Raw genomic sequence first — 16,725 nt, forward strand, 5'->3', positions numbered from 1 at the left:
GGCTCAGGACTTCTGGAACATGGCGAGCATGCGCCGTGTCACGAGGAAACCGCCGACGATGTTGATCGTCGCGATCAGGACGGAAAGCGAGGCGAGGATCACCACCAGCCAGTTGCCGGAACCGATCTGCAGCAATGCGCCGATGATGACGATGCCGGAGATCGCGTTCGTCACCGCCATCAGCGGCGTGTGCAGCGAGTGGCTGACGTTCCAGATGACCTGGAAACCGACGAAGCAGGCCAGCACGAAAACGATGAAGTGGCTCATGAAGCTTGCCGGCGCGAAAGCGCCCACCAGAAGCAGGATCGCCGTACCGACGGCGAGCAGGCCGACCTGGCTTTTCGTCTGCGCCTTGAAGTCCGCGTGTTCCTTGGCGTGCTTTTCCTCAGGCGTGAGTTCTTTTGCTCTTTCCTTCGGCTTCTGCGCGGCAATCGCCTGAATTTTCGGCGGCGGCGGGGGATAAGTGATTTCACCCCGATAGGTGACCGTCGCACCGCGGATGACGTCGTCTTCCATGTTGTGAACCGGCTTGCCGTCCTTTGCAGGCGTCAGATCGGTCATCATGTGGCGGATGTTGGTGGAATAGAGCGTCGAGGCCTGCGTGGCCATACGGCTCGGGAAATCCGTATAGCCGATGACGATGACGCCATTCTCTGAGACGACACGGCTGTCGGGAACCGTGAGGTCGCAATTGCCGCCGCGTTCGGCGGCCAGGTCGACGATGACCGAACCCGGCTTCATCATCGCCACCATGTCGGCGAGCCACAGTTTCGGGGCGTCGCGGCCCGGAATGAGCGCCGTGGTAATGACGATATCGATCTGCGGCGCGAGTTCGCGGAATTTTTCGAGCTGCTTCTCGCGGAATTCCGGCGAGGAGGGGGCGGCATAACCGCCGGTGGCCGCGCCATCCTGCTGCTGGTCGGCGAAATCGAGATAGACGAATTCGGCGCCCATGGATTCGATCTGTTCGGCCACTTCCGGGCGAACGTCGAAGGCATAGGTGATGGCGCCGAGCGATGTGGCCGTGCCGATGGCGGCGAGACCGGCGACGCCTGCGCCGATGACCAGCACCTTGGCGGGCGGCACCTTGCCGGCGGCGGTGACCTGGCCGGTGAAGAAGCGGCCGAAATTATTGCCGGCCTCGATGACCGCGCGATAACCGGCGATATTGGCCATGGAGGACAGGGCGTCCATCTTCTGGGCACGGGAAATGCGCGGCACCATGTCCATGGCGATGACACTTGCGCCCTTTTCCTTCGCCTGCTCCAGAAGGTCCTTGTTCTGGGCGGGATAGAAGAACGAGATCAGCGTCTTGTCCGAAGACAGGCGATCAATCTCCGACGTTTCCGGCGGACGAACCTTGGCGATGATATCGGAACCGGCGTAAAGCGCATCGGCGCTGTCGACGATCGTCACACCGGCTGCGCGATAGGCGTCGTCGGAAAAACCCGCCGCCTTGCCTGCACCGGTTTCAAGAATGCAATCATATCCGAGTTTCTGCAATGCCTGGGCGCTGTCGGGCGTCATGCCGACGCGCGCCTCGCCCTCATATAATTCCTTAGGTGTCCCGATTCTCAAAATGGCTCTCCCTCTGCCTGATAATATAGGGGGGTCATAACCTATTCAGGGGGGCTTTGTCTCCATATTGATTTTGTCTTGCCTGCGACGGAATGACAGCCCGCTGCGACAGTCTTGTTCGATATGCGGACGTATCGCGCAATAAAAGAACCCGGCGCTCCAGCGCCGGGTTCCGAAAATGTCGAACAGGGTATGGCTCAATCCATGGCGTGGATATCGCGATCCTTGGTTTCCGGCAGGAACAGCAGGCCGACGACCAGCGTGATGCCCGCGAAGATGATCGGGTACCAGAGGCCGTAATAGATGTCGCCCTTCGCCGCGCTCATCGCAAAGGCGGTGGCGGGCAAAAGGCCGCCGAACCAGCCGTTACCGATGTGGTATGGCAGCGACATGCCGGAGTAGCGGATGCGGGTCGGGAACAGTTCGACCAGCAGGGCGGCGATCGGGCCATAGACCATCGTTACGTAGATGACGAGGACGGTCAGGACCGCAATGATGACGACCCAGTTCACGGCGGCCGGATCGGCCACCATGGAGAAGGTGCCGCCGCCGGCTACGGTGTAGACGGCCATTTCCGCCGCACCTGCGGCTTCTGCCGGTGTCAGCAGCTTGTCCGCCACCAGCTTATCGGTCGCGACCATTTTCTTGTCGGCAGCGCGAACGGCCTCCGCATTGAGGTTAAGCTCCGGATTTGCGGCAATGAAGGCATCCAGTTTCGCGTCCGGCACCTGCGCCGCGCCGCGCACCAGCGGGTAGCCGCCATCGTGAAGCGCCATGTTGACCTGCTTCTGGAAGGCCTTGTCCTTGGCTGCCGCATCCGCACCGGCGGCGACGGCGTCATAGCTGGTAATGGTGGCATCGCCGATCTTCACGGTGGCCGGCTGGCCGGCTGTGCCCGCAACCACGTCGTAAGGCACGGAGTTGCGTGTCAGGAACGAGGTGGCGATATCGCAGGATGTGGTGAATTTCGCCGTGCCGGTCGGGTTGAACTGGAACTTGCAGTCGCCGGGGGCTGCGGTCACGGTGGCGCGAACGGTGGACTGGGCTTGCGCCAGCGCCGGGTTGCCGGCCCATGTCAGTGCCTTGAACAGCGGGAAGTAGGTCAGCATGGCAAGGATGAGACCGGCCATGATGATCGGCTTGCGGCCGATCTTGTCGGAAAGCCAGCCGAAGATGACGAAGAAGCTGGTGCCGAGGATGAGTGCTGCCGCCACCATGATGTTGGCGGACTGGCCGTCGACCTTCAGGATGCTCTGCAGGAAGAACAGCGCGTAGAACTGGCCCGTATACCAGACAACGGCCTGGCCGATGACGGCGCCGACAAGCGCGATGAGCGCGATCTTTGCGTTCTTCCACTGGCCGAAGGCTTCGCTGAGCGGCGCCTTGGATGTCTTGCCTTCTTCCTTCATTTTCTTGAAGGCCGGAGATTCGTTCATTTTCAGACGAATCCAGACCGATACGCCGAGCAGCAGAACGGAGACGAGGAAGGGAATGCGCCAGCCCCAGGCAGCGAAGGCTTCCTTGCCGAGTGCGAACTGCACGCCGAGAATGACCACCAGCGACAGGAACAGGCCAAGCGTCGCCGTCGTCTGGATCCATGAGGTGTAATAGCCCCTGCGGCCGTTCGGTGCATGTTCGGCAACATAGGTTGCCGCACCGCCATATTCACCGCCGAGCGCCAGGCCCTGCAGCATGCGCAGAACGATCAGGATGATCGGAGCGGCAATGCCGATCTGCGATGCGCCGGGCAGCACGCCGACGAGGAAGGTGGACACACCCATGATGAGGATGGTGATGAGGAAGGTATATTTGCGGCCGACAATGTCGCCCAGACGGCCGAATACCAGCGCGCCGAAGGGGCGCACGAGGAAGCCGGCGGCGAAGGCCAGCAGCGCAAAGATGTTGCGTGTCGTTTCCGGATATTGGCTGAAGAAGTTCGCGCCGATATAGATCGCGAGCGAGCCGTACAGATAAAAATCGTACCATTCGAAGACTGTTCCGAGAGAAGAGGCGAAAATCACCTTCTTCTCTTCACCCGTCATTGGACGGGCGGCGCCGCTCACGGCTGCAATATCTGCCATTGTCTGTCCTCCACAGATGTCCCAATTGGCGCATTGCCGAGCCCATCTCTCTCCTCCGGACTCCCCATAAGGGTGCAATGCGCGGAGTGTCAGAGTGACAGAAAATTAACTGCAATAAGAGCGATGCTTTCGGATTATGACTTTAGTCTAATGCAAGGCGTCCCGAAAATGTCGCGAGGCCGATTTTACGGCCTGCGCAAGACGCCTCCAAACGCGCCTTTTTTCTTGACACAACCGAGAAACCTTCTAATAGCTTCTCGCGAAGAAGGAGCATCACCTTGCGCATGCATGTTGCAGACATGTTCGTCATGGAAGGACCGGCACAATCCGCCGGCGATGATCCGCGCCTTTCTCATTCTACCCGAATTACGGCCAAAACGACGATTAAAACCGTCTAACGTCTCTGGCCACCGCTCTCTCCCCGGTTTGGCTGGGGATTGAGGAAGCCGCGATCTGATGCGGGTTCCCACCTCACCAAAAAGAGGAGAGACAGAAAGAGAGCTTGATCATGGGTTTCAAAGTTGCAATTGCAGGCGCCACCGGCAACGTCGGTCGCGAAATGCTCAATATCTTGGCCGAACGCGGTTTCCCCGCCGATGAAGTCGTGCCGCTTGCTTCCGCCCGCTCGCAGGGCACGGAAGTCTCCTATGGCGACCGCACGCTGAAGGTCTCGAACCTCGAGAACTACGATTTTTCCGACACGGATATTTGCCTGATGTCGGCCGGCGGCGATGTTTCCAAGAAGTGGTCGCCGAAGATCGGTCAGCAGGGCTGCGTTGTCATCGACAACTCGTCCGCATGGCGCTACGACCAGGACGTTCCGCTGATCGTTCCGGAAGTCAATGCCGATGCAGTTGCGGGCTTCACCAAGAAGAACATCATCGCCAACCCCAATTGCTCCACGGCACAGCTCGTCGTCGCGCTGAAGCCGCTGCATGACTTCGCCAAGATCAAGCGCGTCGTCGTTTCCACCTACCAGTCGGTGTCCGGCGCCGGCAAGGAAGGCATGGACGAGCTGTTCCAGCAGACCCGCGCCGTGTTCGTCGCTGATCCGGTGGAAGCCAAGAAGTTCACCAAGCGCATCGCCTTCAACGTCATTCCGCATATCGACGTCTTCATGGAAGACGGCTACACCAAGGAAGAGTGGAAGGTTCTGGCCGAAACCAAGAAGATGCTCGATCCGAAGATCAAGGTAACCTGCACGGCCGTGCGCGTTCCGGTCTTCATCGGCCATTCGGAATCGGTCAATATCGAGTTCGAAAACGAGATCACCGCCGATCAGGCGCGCGACATCCTGCGCGAAGCGCCGGGTTGCCTCGTGATCGACAAGCGCGAAAACGGCGGCTACATCACCCCGGTTGAATCCGCCGGTGAGGATGCGACCTATATCTCGCGTATCCGCGAAGATGCGACGGTCGAAAACGGCCTCAACCTGTGGGTTGTTTCCGACAATCTGCGCAAGGGTGCGGCTCTCAACGCCGTCCAGATCGCCGAACTGTTGATCAATCGTGGTTTCATCAAGCCCCGCAAGGCGGCTGCCTGATCCACGATACGATTTTTTAAGGTTCGTTAAGTATAACCCGTCTGTTCTGTGTGGGGCAGGCGGGTTTCATAATTGGCGACGATCACGGCCAGTTTATTTGCAGGCCTTGCTGCCGAAAGGCAATTTAGGCCGCCAAAAGACAGTTTTGGCACCTGAATCATACAGTATTGACGGTTTGGTTCTCGGGAAAAATTCCCCAAAGGATATCGAAGGCAGATTTTGATGCGGGCAATGAAGGTAATTCTGGCTGGTGTGGCCATGGTTTCGGTTCTGGCAGCGACGCCGGTTATGGCTGCGCAATGCGGTAACACTTCGGCGGGCTTCGATGCCTGGGTCGGCGCCTTCAAGCAGGAAGCGGCGGGCCGCGGCGTCAGCGCCTCGGTGCTCGACCGTGCTTTCTCCGGCGTCTCCTACAACCAGGCGACGATCCGCGCAGACCGCGGCCAGCACAGCTTCAAGCTTTCCTTCGAACAGTTCATGCAGAAGCGCGGCGGTCAGACGATCATTTCGCGCGGCAAGACCATGAAGAAGAACAACGCTTCTCTCTTTGCTTCCATCGAGCGCGCCTATGGCGTGCCGGCCGGTCCGCTTCTGGCCATCTGGGGCATGGAAACCGGCTTTGGCGGCTTCATGGGCAACCAGCACACGCTTTCCGCCGTCGCGACGCTCTCCTTCGATTGCCGTCGTTCGGATTATTTCACCGAGCAGCTTTACGCGGCCCTCAAGCTCGTCGGCAGCGGTTCGCTCAACGTCAACGCCAAGGGTGCGGCCCATGGTGAAATCGGCCAGACGCAGTTCCTGCCGCTGAACGTCGTGCGTTACGGCGTGGATTTCGACCGCGACGGCCGTATCGATCTCGTCGGTTCGCGTGCCGATGCGCTGGCTTCCACCGCGAACTTCCTCGTCGGCCATGGCTGGCAGCGCGGTGCAGGCTACCAGCAGGGACAGGCAAACTACGCCGCCATCCAGGGCTGGAACGCAGCAAGCGTCTACCAGCAGGCCATCGCGTTCATCGGCAAGGCGATTGACGGCCAATAAGGCTGCTTTCCACGCGCGAATTCCCACTTCCGTCATGCCGGACTTGATCCGGCATCCAGTCACGGCGCGTCCGCGCCGTGAAAGAGTCTTTGGCGATCAAGGACTTGATCGCGCTGGACCCCGGATCTAGTCCGGGGTGACGAGCGTTGAATTTGGCCGGTAGCTATTACCTGCCAATCACAGATCCGGGCGACGGAAATCACCCGTCTTGCCGTCCATCACCCACAATTCGCCGGTCGAAATATCGAACCATGCGCCGTGCAGCTTCACCTTACCGGCCGTCTCCTGCGCCTTCACAAAAGGGAAGCCGCGCAGATTGGCGATGGAGTTGCGGATGGAAACGCGTTCCAGCGCCGTCTGCCGCTCGGAAGCTGTCATCACGTCGTTGCTCTGGATTTGCGAGGCGGCCGACTTGACCATGTTCATCCATTTACCGATGAAATCGCCGGGCGACAGCGGCTCGAGATTGGGATCGAGCGCTGCCTGGATGCCGCCGCAGCGGCCGTGGCCCATGACGACGATATCCTTCACCTTCAGAACCTGTACGGCATATTCGATAGCCGCCGAGGTGGCGTGGTACTGGCCATCGGGCTCGAAAGGCGGCACCATGTTGGCGACGTTGCGGACGACGAAAAGCTCTCCCGGTCCGCAGTCGAAAATGGTTTCCGGCGCGGAGCGGGAGTCACAACAGGCAATGAACAGGGTCTGCGGCTTCTGTCCGGTGTCGGCCAGAACGCGGTATCTTTCGCGCTCGTCGACATAGCGACCGTTCATGAAGTTCTTGTAGCCGTTGAGAAGGTTTTCCGGAAAATCTTTCATCTATCGCAGTACCGTTGTGGTTGGACCGAGATCAAGAAAAGAACTCGGTGCGTTGAAGACCAATCCTTTGGAGCATTTTCGCTTTTCTTCGAACCGCGAAATCGCTCCAACTCCTTGTTTGTCGCATTTCCGGACGGAAAACCGAGGGCCACTTTTCCTGGAAATGCTCTAGCCGCTATTTGCGCTTGCTGCGCGAAGGATGCAAGAGATGACGCATCTGCACCATCGCCATGGGTGTGGAGAGGCTGGAAGAGTCCGTCTCCAGCGTCAGTTCGTTCATCTCGCGTTTTTTGGTGCGGGCCAGAATTTCGAACACGCTGGCGGTCGCGAGCTGCAGCGCCTTTTCGTCATCCATGCCTTCCAGCAGGCGGGCGAGGAACAGCGCCGACATCAGGTCGCCGAGACCGTTCGGCGCATTCTCAATGGCACGATGTTCGGCAAGCAGCGCGTGGCGGCCGCTGAGATAAAGATTGCCGGTGCCGCCCGTCATCATCGGCACGGCCGAGGTGACCAGCATTTTCGGCGGGCCCAGCGCAAGCGCGGCATCCATGATGGCATTGTTGGTCTCGAGCTCCGCGCCGCTCATCCAGGCGAGTTCATAACGGTTCGGCGTGGCGACAGTGGCAAGCGGGATGAGGTGATCGCGGATGGCTTCCGCGGTCTCGAGCGGAATGTAAAGCCCGCCCAGATCGCCCATGACCGGATCGCAGGCGTAAATCAGCGACGGGTTCTTTTCCTTCAGATTGCGGATCAGCCGTGCGGTGGAGCGAACCTGCGCCGCACTACCGAAATAACCGGTCAGAACAGCCTTGACCTCGCCGATCCATTTGGCGTTTTCGAGGTCGGTCATCGCCTTGTCGAAATCGTCGTCCTGAAAGCGCATCCGGGTGGAAGGGCCGTGGCCGGGATGCCACGGCATGACGATGGTGGGCACCGCCCAGACGGGATAACCGAGGGTCTCCAGCGCAAAGACTGCAGCGCGATTGCCGACGGAGCCACGCATGACATGGCTGGAAATGACGATGACGGCGCCCTGTGTATTTTCCTGCATCACGGCCTTCTTGCTTTCAAACAAGGCAGAAAGCCCGCAAGTGCACCTCGCCCTGCCACTGCCCAAAGATCAAGATGCGCTCTCATGACATATCGCAAGGCCGGTTTCCACCGTTAATCCCGCAAGGGTCTGTCCCGCAAAAGCATGGCGCGGTCAGGTTCTTTGTCTCTGCCAGCGCTGCCTGCCTGTCATTGCGAGATTGCCGAAGTACTCTATAGTTGTACCATGCTCGATCTCGTCATTGCCTATTGGCCGCATATCCTTGCCGTTCTCTCGATTTTGATGGGAAGCGTGGCGGCCGTGCATGCCACGATGACGAAGGAGGAGGTCCGCTCCGCGCTCGGTTGGGTCGGCGTCATCGTGCTGTCGCCCGTCGTCGGCGCGGTCATCTATGCCATTGCCGGCATCAACCGCATTCGCCGGTCCAACATCACGCAGCAGCGGTCCTTCATGCAGGACGAGATCATGGATCGCGTGGCGCGTCTGGATGCCAGCGGCGACATGATCGCTGCGCGCTTCGGACGCCGTTTCGAGGCGATGAAGACGCTGGGCGACCGGGTGACGCGCCATGCGCTGACGACAGGCAACGGCATAGAGCCGCTGGTGACGGGGGATGCCGCCTATGCCGCCATGCTGGGGGCCATCGACGAGGCGAAGCGGTCGATCATTCTCGAAACATATATTTTCGACAATGACCGGATCGGCGCCCGCTTTGTCGCGGCGCTCGAAAGGGCGAAGTTCCGCGGCGTGGAGGTGCGGGTGCTGGTGGATGCGGTGGGCGCGCGTTATTCGGTGCCGAGCATCCTGCCGACGCTCAGGGAAAAGGGCATCGTCTGCGACGTCTTCAACGGCAATGTCATCATGGGGCTGCGGCTGCCCTATGCCAATCTGCGCACCCACCGCAAGATCCTCGTGGTGGACGGCCGCATCGCGTTCAGCGGCGGCATGAATATCCGCGAGGGGTTCACCCAGGAATTCGGCGGCGAAAGCCAGTCGCACGATACGCATTTCAAGATCACCGGGCCGGTCGTATCGGATTTTTTCTCCATCGCGGCGGAGGACTGGCGTTTCACGACGAAGGAACTGCTGGACACGCCCGTCTGGGATATCGCCATTCCCGATGGTGTGCCGGGTTCGCAGATCGTTGCCCGCGTCTGCTCCTCCGGGCCGGATAAAAGCATCGAGACCAGTCACAAGATGCTGATGGGCGCGTTTTCCGTCGCGCGCTCCTCCATTCTCATCATGTCGCCCTATTTTCTCCCCGATCGGGAGCTTATTTCGGCACTCATTACCGCAGCAAGGCGGGGAGTCGTAGTGGATATCATCGTGCCGAAAAGCAACAATCTGGTGCTTGTGGACAGGGCGATGACGGCGCAGTTCGACCAGATGTTGAGGAATTACTGCCGCATCTGGCGGGCGACGGGGGCTTTCAATCACTCCAAGCTTCTGGTGATCGACGGGCGCTGGAGCTACATTGGCTCTTCCAATCTCGATCCGCGTTCGCTGCGATTGAACTTTGAGATCGATCTCGAAGTTATGGATGAGGAATTCGCCGCGACAATCGGCGAACGCATCCGGGATGCACGGGCAACCGCCTTGCCCGTGCGGCTCAGCGAACTGAATGCGCGGCCATTCGTTGTCCGCTTTGTGGAGCGTGTCCTGTGGCTCGCTTCGCCTTATCTTTAGAGTGCGGTGCGTCCGGCAGGGCGCTGCGCGAGACCGGAGGCATCGACGCGTGAAAAAGAACGGTTTGCTGGATGATGAAAAAACGGCTTTGACGAAAAACACCAGCCTGTCCGCCTTCGTCATGCAGTCGCTGCGCGACCGCCGCCAGCGCCAGAATGCGGCGCCAGCGACGAAAGATCATTCCTTCCCCGTCATCGCCTCCTACAATGTGCATAAATGTGTCGGCCGCGACCGCAAGTTCGATCCCGATCGCACCAGCCGCGTCATTCAGGAAATCGGCGCTGACATCATCGCCCTTCAGGAAGCGGACAGCCGTTTCGGCGAGCGTACCGGCCTGCTCGATCTCGCGCGGCTGGAGCGGGAAAGCGGCCTCATTCCCGTGCCCGTGCAGGCCGGCGTGAAGGCGCATGGCTGGCACGGCAATGTCGTGCTGTTCAAGGAAGGCGCGGTCAGGGATGTGCATACGCTGAAATTGCCGGGGCTGGAGCCGCGCGGCGCGCTCGTCGTGGAGCTGGATCTAAAGCGGGGCGGCACGCTGCGGGTCATCGCCGCCCATTTCGGGCTTCTCAGACATTCCCGCGCCCAGCAGGCGAAAGCGTTGATCAGCCTTCTCGAAGCACGCAACGAATGCGCGACCATCCTCATGGGAGACCTGAACGAATGGCGTCTCGGCAACGGGTCGTCGCTCAATACGTTCCGGGATGCTTTTGGCGCTTTGCCGCCGGCGGTGCCGAGTTTTCCGTCCAACCTGCCGGTGCTGGCGCTCGACAGGATCATCGCCAATCGTGAAGGACTGATCGAGCAGGTGGAGGCGCATGACAGCGCGCTGGCGCGCATCGCCTCGGATCATCTGCCGCTGAAGGCGGCGGTGCGGACCGACCTGCTGCCGGCCTGATCGCGTTGCGGCGTGGTGTGCCGCATAAAGGCGCCAAAAGGCCGGATTAAACCCGTTGCGCCACCGTCATGTGGCTGCGCGAGCGCGCTTCAAGCAACGATGTGCGAATGGCTTCCATCAGCCGCTCGCGATTATTTCGGGTCTTGCCTCTGTCGAGATTCTGCGCGGCAAGCGCGAGATCGAGACCCTCATGCATCACTATCGAATAGGCAACGGTCGTTGCCCAGTTTTCATAGTCCTGCTCCATCATGTCGCCCCTGAACTAAATCATTTAGTCCGAATCACCCTGTTCTTTAAAAGTACCACAAAATACAAAGCATAAAATAGAATTGTTTCTTTTGATGTTCATCAATATGGCTGGATATATTGCATTTCTGACGCCTCCGATGCGGCTTAAATTATCTAGTGTTGCCGTGTAAGTATTTGAAACTGATTCTATTTCAGAAAACCCGCATGAACGTTTTGTGTCATAAAAAACGCCGCGCATCGGGGGATGCGCGGCGGGCTTGCTTTGAAGGTGGCGGTGGATGGGAGTGCGGTCTCAGCCGGCCTTTTCGAGCTTGTAGTCCGAATTGGCCGGTTCTTCCTGCTTGTGCTGGATGAGCGGACGATTGCCCGCCAGCCTGCGCACCAGCACGTAGAAGACCGGTGTCATGAAGATGCCGAAGAACGTTACGCCGATCATGCCGGAGAACACCGCGACACCCATGGCCGCACGCATTTCCGCACCTGCACCGGTGGAGACGACCAGCGGCACCACGCCCATGATGAAGGCGAGCGAGGTCATCAGGATCGGGCGCAGGCGAAGCCGGCTTGCCTCGATGGCCGCCTGAAGCGGTGTTCGTCCTTCGAATTCCAGCTCCCGGGCGAATTCCACGATCAGGATCGCGTTTTTCGCCGAGAGACCGACAAGGACGACAAGGCCGATCTGCGTAAAGATGTTGTTATCCCCTCCCGTCAGCCAGACGCCCGTGAGGGCCGCAAGCACACCGAGCGGGACGATCAGGATGATCGCAATCGGCAAGGTGAGGCTTTCATATTGCGCGGCGAGCACGAGATAGACGAGCAGCAGCGCCAAGGGGAAAACCACGATGCTGGAATTGCCGGCCAGAATCTGCTGGTAGGTCAGGTCCGTCCATTCGTAGTCGACGCCTGCGGGCAGGGTTTCGGCAAGGATTTTTTCAATCGCCGCCTGTGCCTGTCCAGAGGAGAAGCCCGGTGCCGGACCGCCGTTGATATCGGCCGCAAGGAAGCCGTTATAACGGTTGGTGCGCTCCGGCCCCGTCGTCGCATTTACCTTCAAGAGCGTCGACAGCGGGATCATCTGGCCCGATGCGGAGCGAACCTTCAGGCGACCGATATCTTCGGCATGCGCGCGGAACTGGGAATCCGCCTGAACCCGCACGCTGTATGTCCGTCCGAAAGCATTGAAGTCGTTGACATAGAGCGAGCCGAGATAGATCTGCAGCGTCTGGAAGACGTCGCTGACGGAAACGCCCAGCTGTTCCGCCTTGGCGCGGTCGAGATCGGCGAAGAGCTGCGGCACGTTGATCTGGTAGCTGGAGAAGATGCCCGCGAGTTCCGGCGTTTGATAGGCCTTGCCGATCACGGCCTTCGTCGCTTCATCCAGCGTCTGATAGCCGTAGCCGGCGCGGTCTTCGATCTGCAGCTTGAAGCCGCCCGTCTGGCCGAGACCGTTGACCGGCGGCGGCGGGAACATGGCGATGAAGGCATCTTGAATGCCCGCATATTTCTGGTTCAGCTGCATGGCGATGGCGCCGCCGGACAGTTCCGGTGTCTTGCGCTTTTCGAAGTCATCGAGAACCGCAAAGACGATACCGGAATTGGAGCCGATGGTGAAGCCGTTGATCGACAGGCCCGGGAAGGCGATGGCGTGGCTGACGCCAGGTGTTTCGAGCGCGATGTCGCTCATCCGCTTGATGACGCTTTCCGTGCGGTCAAGCGTTGCGCCGTCCGGAAGCTGGGCGAAGCCGATCAGGTACTGCTTGTCCTGCGCCGGCACGAAGCCGCTCGGGACGGTGGTGAACATGCCGTAGGTGGCGGCCACCAGCGCCATATAGACCATCATGACAAGGCTCTTGCGCGTCACCAGCCCGCCCACGGTCTTGCCGTAGCCGTTGGAGGCCGCACCGAAGGCGCGGTTGAAGCCGCGGAAGAACCAGCCGAGGATTTTATCCATGAAGCGGGTCAGCCAGTCTTTCGGTGCGCCGTGTTCCTTCAGCAGCAAGGCTGCAAGAGCGGGCGACAGCGTCAGCGAGTTGATGGCTGAAATGACGGTGGAGATGGCAATGGTCAGTGCGAACTGCCGGTAGAACTGGCCGGACAGGCCGGAGATGAAGGCAAGCGGCACGAAGACCGCGACCAGAACCAGCGCAATCGCGATGATCGGGCCGGAGACTTCGCGCATCGCCTTATAGGTGGCGTCACGCGGCGAGAGCCCGTTTTCGATATTTCGCTCGACGTTTTCGACGACAACGATGGCGTCATCCACCACGATGCCGATGGCGAGCACGAGACCGAACAGGGTCAACGCGTTGATGGAGAAACCGAAGGCATACATGACGGCGAAGGTGCCGATGATCGAGACCGGAACGGCGATCAGCGGAATGATCGAGGCGCGCCAGGTCTGCAGGAAGAGGATGACGACGAGCACCACGAGGCCAACGGCCTCGAGGAGTGTATCGACAACCTTTTCGATGGAGGAGCGCACGAATTTCGTCGTGTCGTAGACGATCTCGTATTTCACGCCATCGGGCATTGCCAATTGCAGATTGTCCATCGTGGCGCGGACATTGTCGGCGATTTCAATGGCGTTGGAGCCGGGGGCCTGAAGCACCGCGACAGCCACGGCGGGTTCGCCGTCGAGCAGCGAGCGCAGCGTGTAATCGGCCGCACCGAGTTCGATGCGGGCGACATCGCGCAGGCGGGTGATTTCACCGTTTGCGCCGCTCTTGACGATGATGTTGCCGAATTCCTCCGGCGTCGTCAGACGGCCCTGCGCATTGACGTTGAGTTGCAGGTCGACGCCATTGGGGCTTGGCGAGGCGCCGATGACGCCGGCTGCTGCCTGCACATTCTGCTGGCGGATGGCGTCGGAAACGTCGCTGGCTGCCAGATCATGCTCGGCCACCTTCTGCGGGTCGAGCCAGACGCGCATGGAATAGTCGCCTGCGCCGAAGACCTGCACCTGGCCGACACCTTCGATGCGGGCAAGCCGGTCCTTGACGTTCAGCGTCGCATAGTTGCGCAGATAGGTGATGTCATAGGCGTCGGTCTTCGAGACGAGGTTGACGACCATGATGAAGTCGGGCGAGCTCTTGACGGTGGTGATGCCGAGTGCGCGCACTTCCGCCGGCAGGCGCGGTTCGGCCTGCGACACGCGGTTCTGCACCAGCTGCTGCGCCTTGTCAGGATCGGTGCCGAGCTTGAAGGTCACGGTCAGCGTCAGCACGCCGTCGGACGTCGCCTGGCTGCCCATATAGAGCATGTCCTCGACGCCGTTGATCTGTTCTTCCAGCGGTGTCGCGACGGTTTCGGCGATAACGGTCGGGTTCGCACCGGGATAGGTGGCGCGCACGACGACGGATGGCGGAACGACTTCGGGATATTCCGAAATCGGCAGGGCGCGCATGCCGAGTAGGCCTGCCACCACAATCAGGACCGAAAGCACGGCAGCGAATACCGGCCGGTCGACAAAAAATCTGGAAATATTCATATCCAGTCCCTCTCCGGGTCTTTGGGAATGCGAAGGCCGTTCCGGCGGCAATTCTGCCGCCGGTGAAGGCCGGTTCTGTCTGAAGGGGCGTCTCGCGGGAGGCGGGACGCTTACTGATCAAAGAGGCGGGTTACTGCGAAGCAGCAACCTTGTCTTCCGCCTGCGGTGCGACGGTGGCGCCGGGACGAATGCGCTGCAGGCCGTTGACGACGATCGTATCACCGGCGGCAAGGCCGCTTTCGATGATGCGCTGGCCATCGGCCGGTGCGCCCGGCTTGATCTGGCGGTAGCTCACCTTGTTTTCGGCATCGACCACGAAGACGAAGCGCTTGTCCTGATCCGTGCCGATGGCCCGGTCGCTGATGACGATGCGGTTTTCCGGCTTCGGTTCGCCCATGCGCACCCGCACGAACTGGCCGGGAATGAGCCTGCCGTCCGGATTTTCGAAGACGGCGCGGACACCGATGGTGCCGCTTGCCGAATCCACCTGGTTGTCGATCAGATGCAGCGTGCCCTTGATCGGCGTGCCCTCATCCGAAAGCGTGCCGATTTCCACCGGGATCTGTTCGAGAGCGGGCAGGGCGCCGTCCGTCTGCGGCAGTTCGGCAAGCGCTTTGGCCACCACGCCTTCGCTGGCGTTGAAGCTTGCATAGATCGGGTTGACCGATACCAGTGTCGTCAGCGCCGGCGAGGTCGAGCCGGCGGCGACGAGGTTGCCGGCGGTGATTTCGATGCGGCCGACGCGACCGGATACCGGGGCGAGGATTTCGGTATAACCGAGATCGAGCTGAGCCGTGGTCAGTGCTGCGCGGGCGGCGCGAAGCTGGGCTTCGGCATCCGCAAACGAGCTTTGCCGCTGGTCGAGATCGCTCTGGGAGATGGTGCGGTTATCGGAAAGCCTGCGGCCACGGTCGAGTTCCGTTTTGGCAAGGCTGACCTTGGCTTCGGCGGAAGCGACCTGGCCTTCAGCACCCGCAACAGCGGCCTGATAAGGGGCCGGGTCGATGGTGAAGAGAGGATCGCCTTCCTTCACCAGCGCGCCTTCGCGGAAATGCACGGCCTTGATCTGGCCGGCGACGCGGGAGCGGATCTGCACCCGGTCAACGGCTTCGAGACGGCCGGAAAACTCTTCCCAGCGCATCACGTCGCGGCTTTCCACCTTGGCGACGGTGACCGGGATTGCAGGTGTTTCGGCCGGCGTGGAAGCGGCCGTTGCATCGCGGCTGGTGGGGAGGTCGAAAAACAGTGCTGCTGCTGCAACGGACATGGCAAGTCCGATGCCGGCACCCGTCAGGGCCCGGCGCTTTGTGTTCAGCGTCATGGGTATCTCCTTGGCCCCCGATCGGGAGCAGGTCGTTCATAAATAAATGCGAATTTTCAGTGTTTTAACTGGTCAACGAAGGTCTTGAACTCCGAACAGACGGATGAGACCCATCCGCCGCCCTCTCCTTGATAAAGCCCCGTCCAGCCGACGCCGGCGGGGAAAACATGCTGCCGGACGCTGACACCGGAGGCGATGAGGCGGTCTGCATAATTGACCGTTTCGTCGCGCAGAGGGTCGTCCTCGGCGGTAAAGATCAGCGCCGGCGCCACCCGGTTCAGCCGCGTGCACTGGCAGGGCGCGGCATAGGGGTGGAAAAACCCGCACGCCTTGGCAAGGTAATGGCTCCAGCCATCGGCCCAGCGCTGGCGCATGCCGATCCTGTCCGCATCGCGGAAGGATTCCGTCGTCATCATCGGGTCGATCATGGGCGACAGAAGAATCTGGCCTGCGAGTTTGCCCGGCATGCGGTCGCGGGCCTTCAAGGCAAGCCCCGCCGCCACATTGCCGCCAGCCTCTTCGCCGGCCACGAACAGCAGCGATTTCGCGCCGCCATAATGCTTGCGGTCCCGGCTCAGATGATCGAGCGCCTCATAGGCGCAGTCGATGACCATCGGAAACTCATTGCCGGACGGCTTGCTATAGTCGGCTTCCACGACCACTGCGCCGCTTTCCGCGAGCGCGCGAGCCACCGGAAGCTCGGGGCAATTGCCGCCCGGCTCGAGACCGGGTTCCAGAAACGATCCGCCGCGCAGATAAAGCACGACAGGCGGATGGCTGCAGAGGCAGGAACCTTCATAACGGCGCACGGAGAGCTTCGACGCGGACGTCTCGCTACCCATATTTTCCCAATGCGCGTTCATGAACCCAGATCCTTTGCGCCACCACTTAAAGCGTGTTGCGATCCTTCGGATAAGCTCCTGCGCTTTAAGTTTTTATCTTGCCGCATATCGTCACCGCAAAACCGCAACGCACTT

The 16,725-nt window shown here is 60.5% G+C and carries 12 protein-coding genes; 4 read left to right on the plus strand and 8 right to left on the minus strand.

Going from position 1 to position 16,725, the window contains the following annotated elements; all coding sequences use genetic code 11:
- Positions 1–3 precede the first annotated feature (3 nt).
- Together PH605_RS10410 and PH605_RS10415 are read right to left on the minus strand one after the other, a co-directional pair.
- Entirely contained in the window at positions 4–1,578 is a 1,575-nt protein-coding gene (locus PH605_RS10410; RefSeq protein WP_065655573.1) for a Re/Si-specific NAD(P)(+) transhydrogenase subunit alpha, read from the minus strand.
- Positions 1,579–1,775: 197 nt separating this feature from the next.
- Positions 1,776–3,659 carry an MFS transporter gene (locus PH605_RS10415; protein WP_161987856.1) on the minus strand — a complete coding sequence of 628 codons (1,884 nt, stop codon included), beginning with the start codon at positions 3,657–3,659 and terminating at the stop codon, positions 1,776–1,778.
- Between the two features lie 508 nt (positions 3,660–4,167).
- Between PH605_RS10415 and PH605_RS10420 the strand changes: the two genes are divergently transcribed.
- Positions 4,168–5,202 carry an aspartate-semialdehyde dehydrogenase gene (locus tag PH605_RS10420; protein WP_003522626.1) on the plus strand — a complete coding sequence of 345 codons (1,035 nt, stop codon included), beginning with the start codon at positions 4,168–4,170 and terminating at the stop codon, positions 5,200–5,202.
- A 222-nt stretch (positions 5,203–5,424) separates the two neighbouring features.
- Entirely contained in the window at positions 5,425–6,240 is an 816-nt protein-coding gene (locus tag PH605_RS10425; RefSeq protein WP_003522625.1) for a lytic murein transglycosylase, read from the plus strand.
- Between the two features lie 177 nt (positions 6,241–6,417).
- On the opposite strand, the gene PH605_RS10430 is transcribed toward PH605_RS10425, so the two are convergent.
- Both PH605_RS10430 and pdxY read right to left on the minus strand, forming a co-directional pair.
- Positions 6,418–7,059, minus strand: coding sequence for a carbonic anhydrase (locus PH605_RS10430; protein WP_065655570.1), 642 nt, complete (start codon positions 7,057–7,059; stop codon positions 6,418–6,420).
- Between the two features lie 175 nt (positions 7,060–7,234).
- Positions 7,235–8,110, minus strand: coding sequence for a pyridoxal kinase PdxY (pdxY, locus tag PH605_RS10435; RefSeq protein ID WP_078051917.1), 876 nt, complete (start codon positions 8,108–8,110; stop codon positions 7,235–7,237).
- A 225-nt stretch (positions 8,111–8,335) separates the two neighbouring features.
- On the opposite strand from pdxY, the gene PH605_RS10440 reads away from it, so the two are divergent.
- Together PH605_RS10440 and PH605_RS10445 are read left to right on the plus strand one after the other, a co-directional pair.
- Entirely contained in the window at positions 8,336–9,796 is a 1,461-nt protein-coding gene (locus tag PH605_RS10440; protein WP_125145524.1) for a phospholipase D-like domain-containing protein, read from the plus strand.
- A 49-nt stretch (positions 9,797–9,845) separates the two neighbouring features.
- Positions 9,846–10,691 carry an endonuclease/exonuclease/phosphatase family protein gene (locus PH605_RS10445; protein ID WP_078051654.1) on the plus strand — a complete coding sequence of 282 codons (846 nt, stop codon included), beginning with the start codon at positions 9,846–9,848 and terminating at the stop codon, positions 10,689–10,691.
- Positions 10,692–10,737: 46 nt separating this feature from the next.
- Here PH605_RS10445 and PH605_RS10450 read toward each other — a convergent pair whose 3' ends face one another.
- The 4 genes from PH605_RS10450 to PH605_RS10465 form a co-directional block, all read right to left on the minus strand.
- Positions 10,738–10,941 (minus strand): hypothetical protein, encoded by a 204-nt coding sequence (locus tag PH605_RS10450; protein WP_065655566.1) that lies wholly within the window; start codon positions 10,939–10,941, stop codon positions 10,738–10,740.
- Positions 10,942–11,232: 291 nt separating this feature from the next.
- Positions 11,233–14,427, minus strand: coding sequence for an efflux RND transporter permease subunit (locus tag PH605_RS10455; protein WP_142844952.1), 3,195 nt, complete (start codon positions 14,425–14,427; stop codon positions 11,233–11,235).
- A gap of 130 nt (positions 14,428–14,557) precedes the next feature.
- The gene (locus tag PH605_RS10460) at positions 14,558–15,748 is read right to left on the minus strand and encodes an efflux RND transporter periplasmic adaptor subunit (RefSeq protein ID WP_078051656.1); all 1,191 of its coding nucleotides are present in this window, start codon (positions 15,746–15,748) and stop codon (positions 14,558–14,560) included.
- Between the two features lie 56 nt (positions 15,749–15,804).
- Complete coding sequence (locus tag PH605_RS10465; protein WP_020809339.1) at positions 15,805–16,611, minus strand: alpha/beta hydrolase fold domain-containing protein; 807 nt, start codon at positions 16,609–16,611, stop codon at positions 15,805–15,807.
- Positions 16,612–16,725: the final 114 nt, after the last annotated feature.

Source organism: Agrobacterium sp. CFBP 3001, assembly GCF_027871605.1.
Lineage (GTDB): Bacteria > Pseudomonadota > Alphaproteobacteria > Rhizobiales > Rhizobiaceae > Agrobacterium > Agrobacterium leguminum.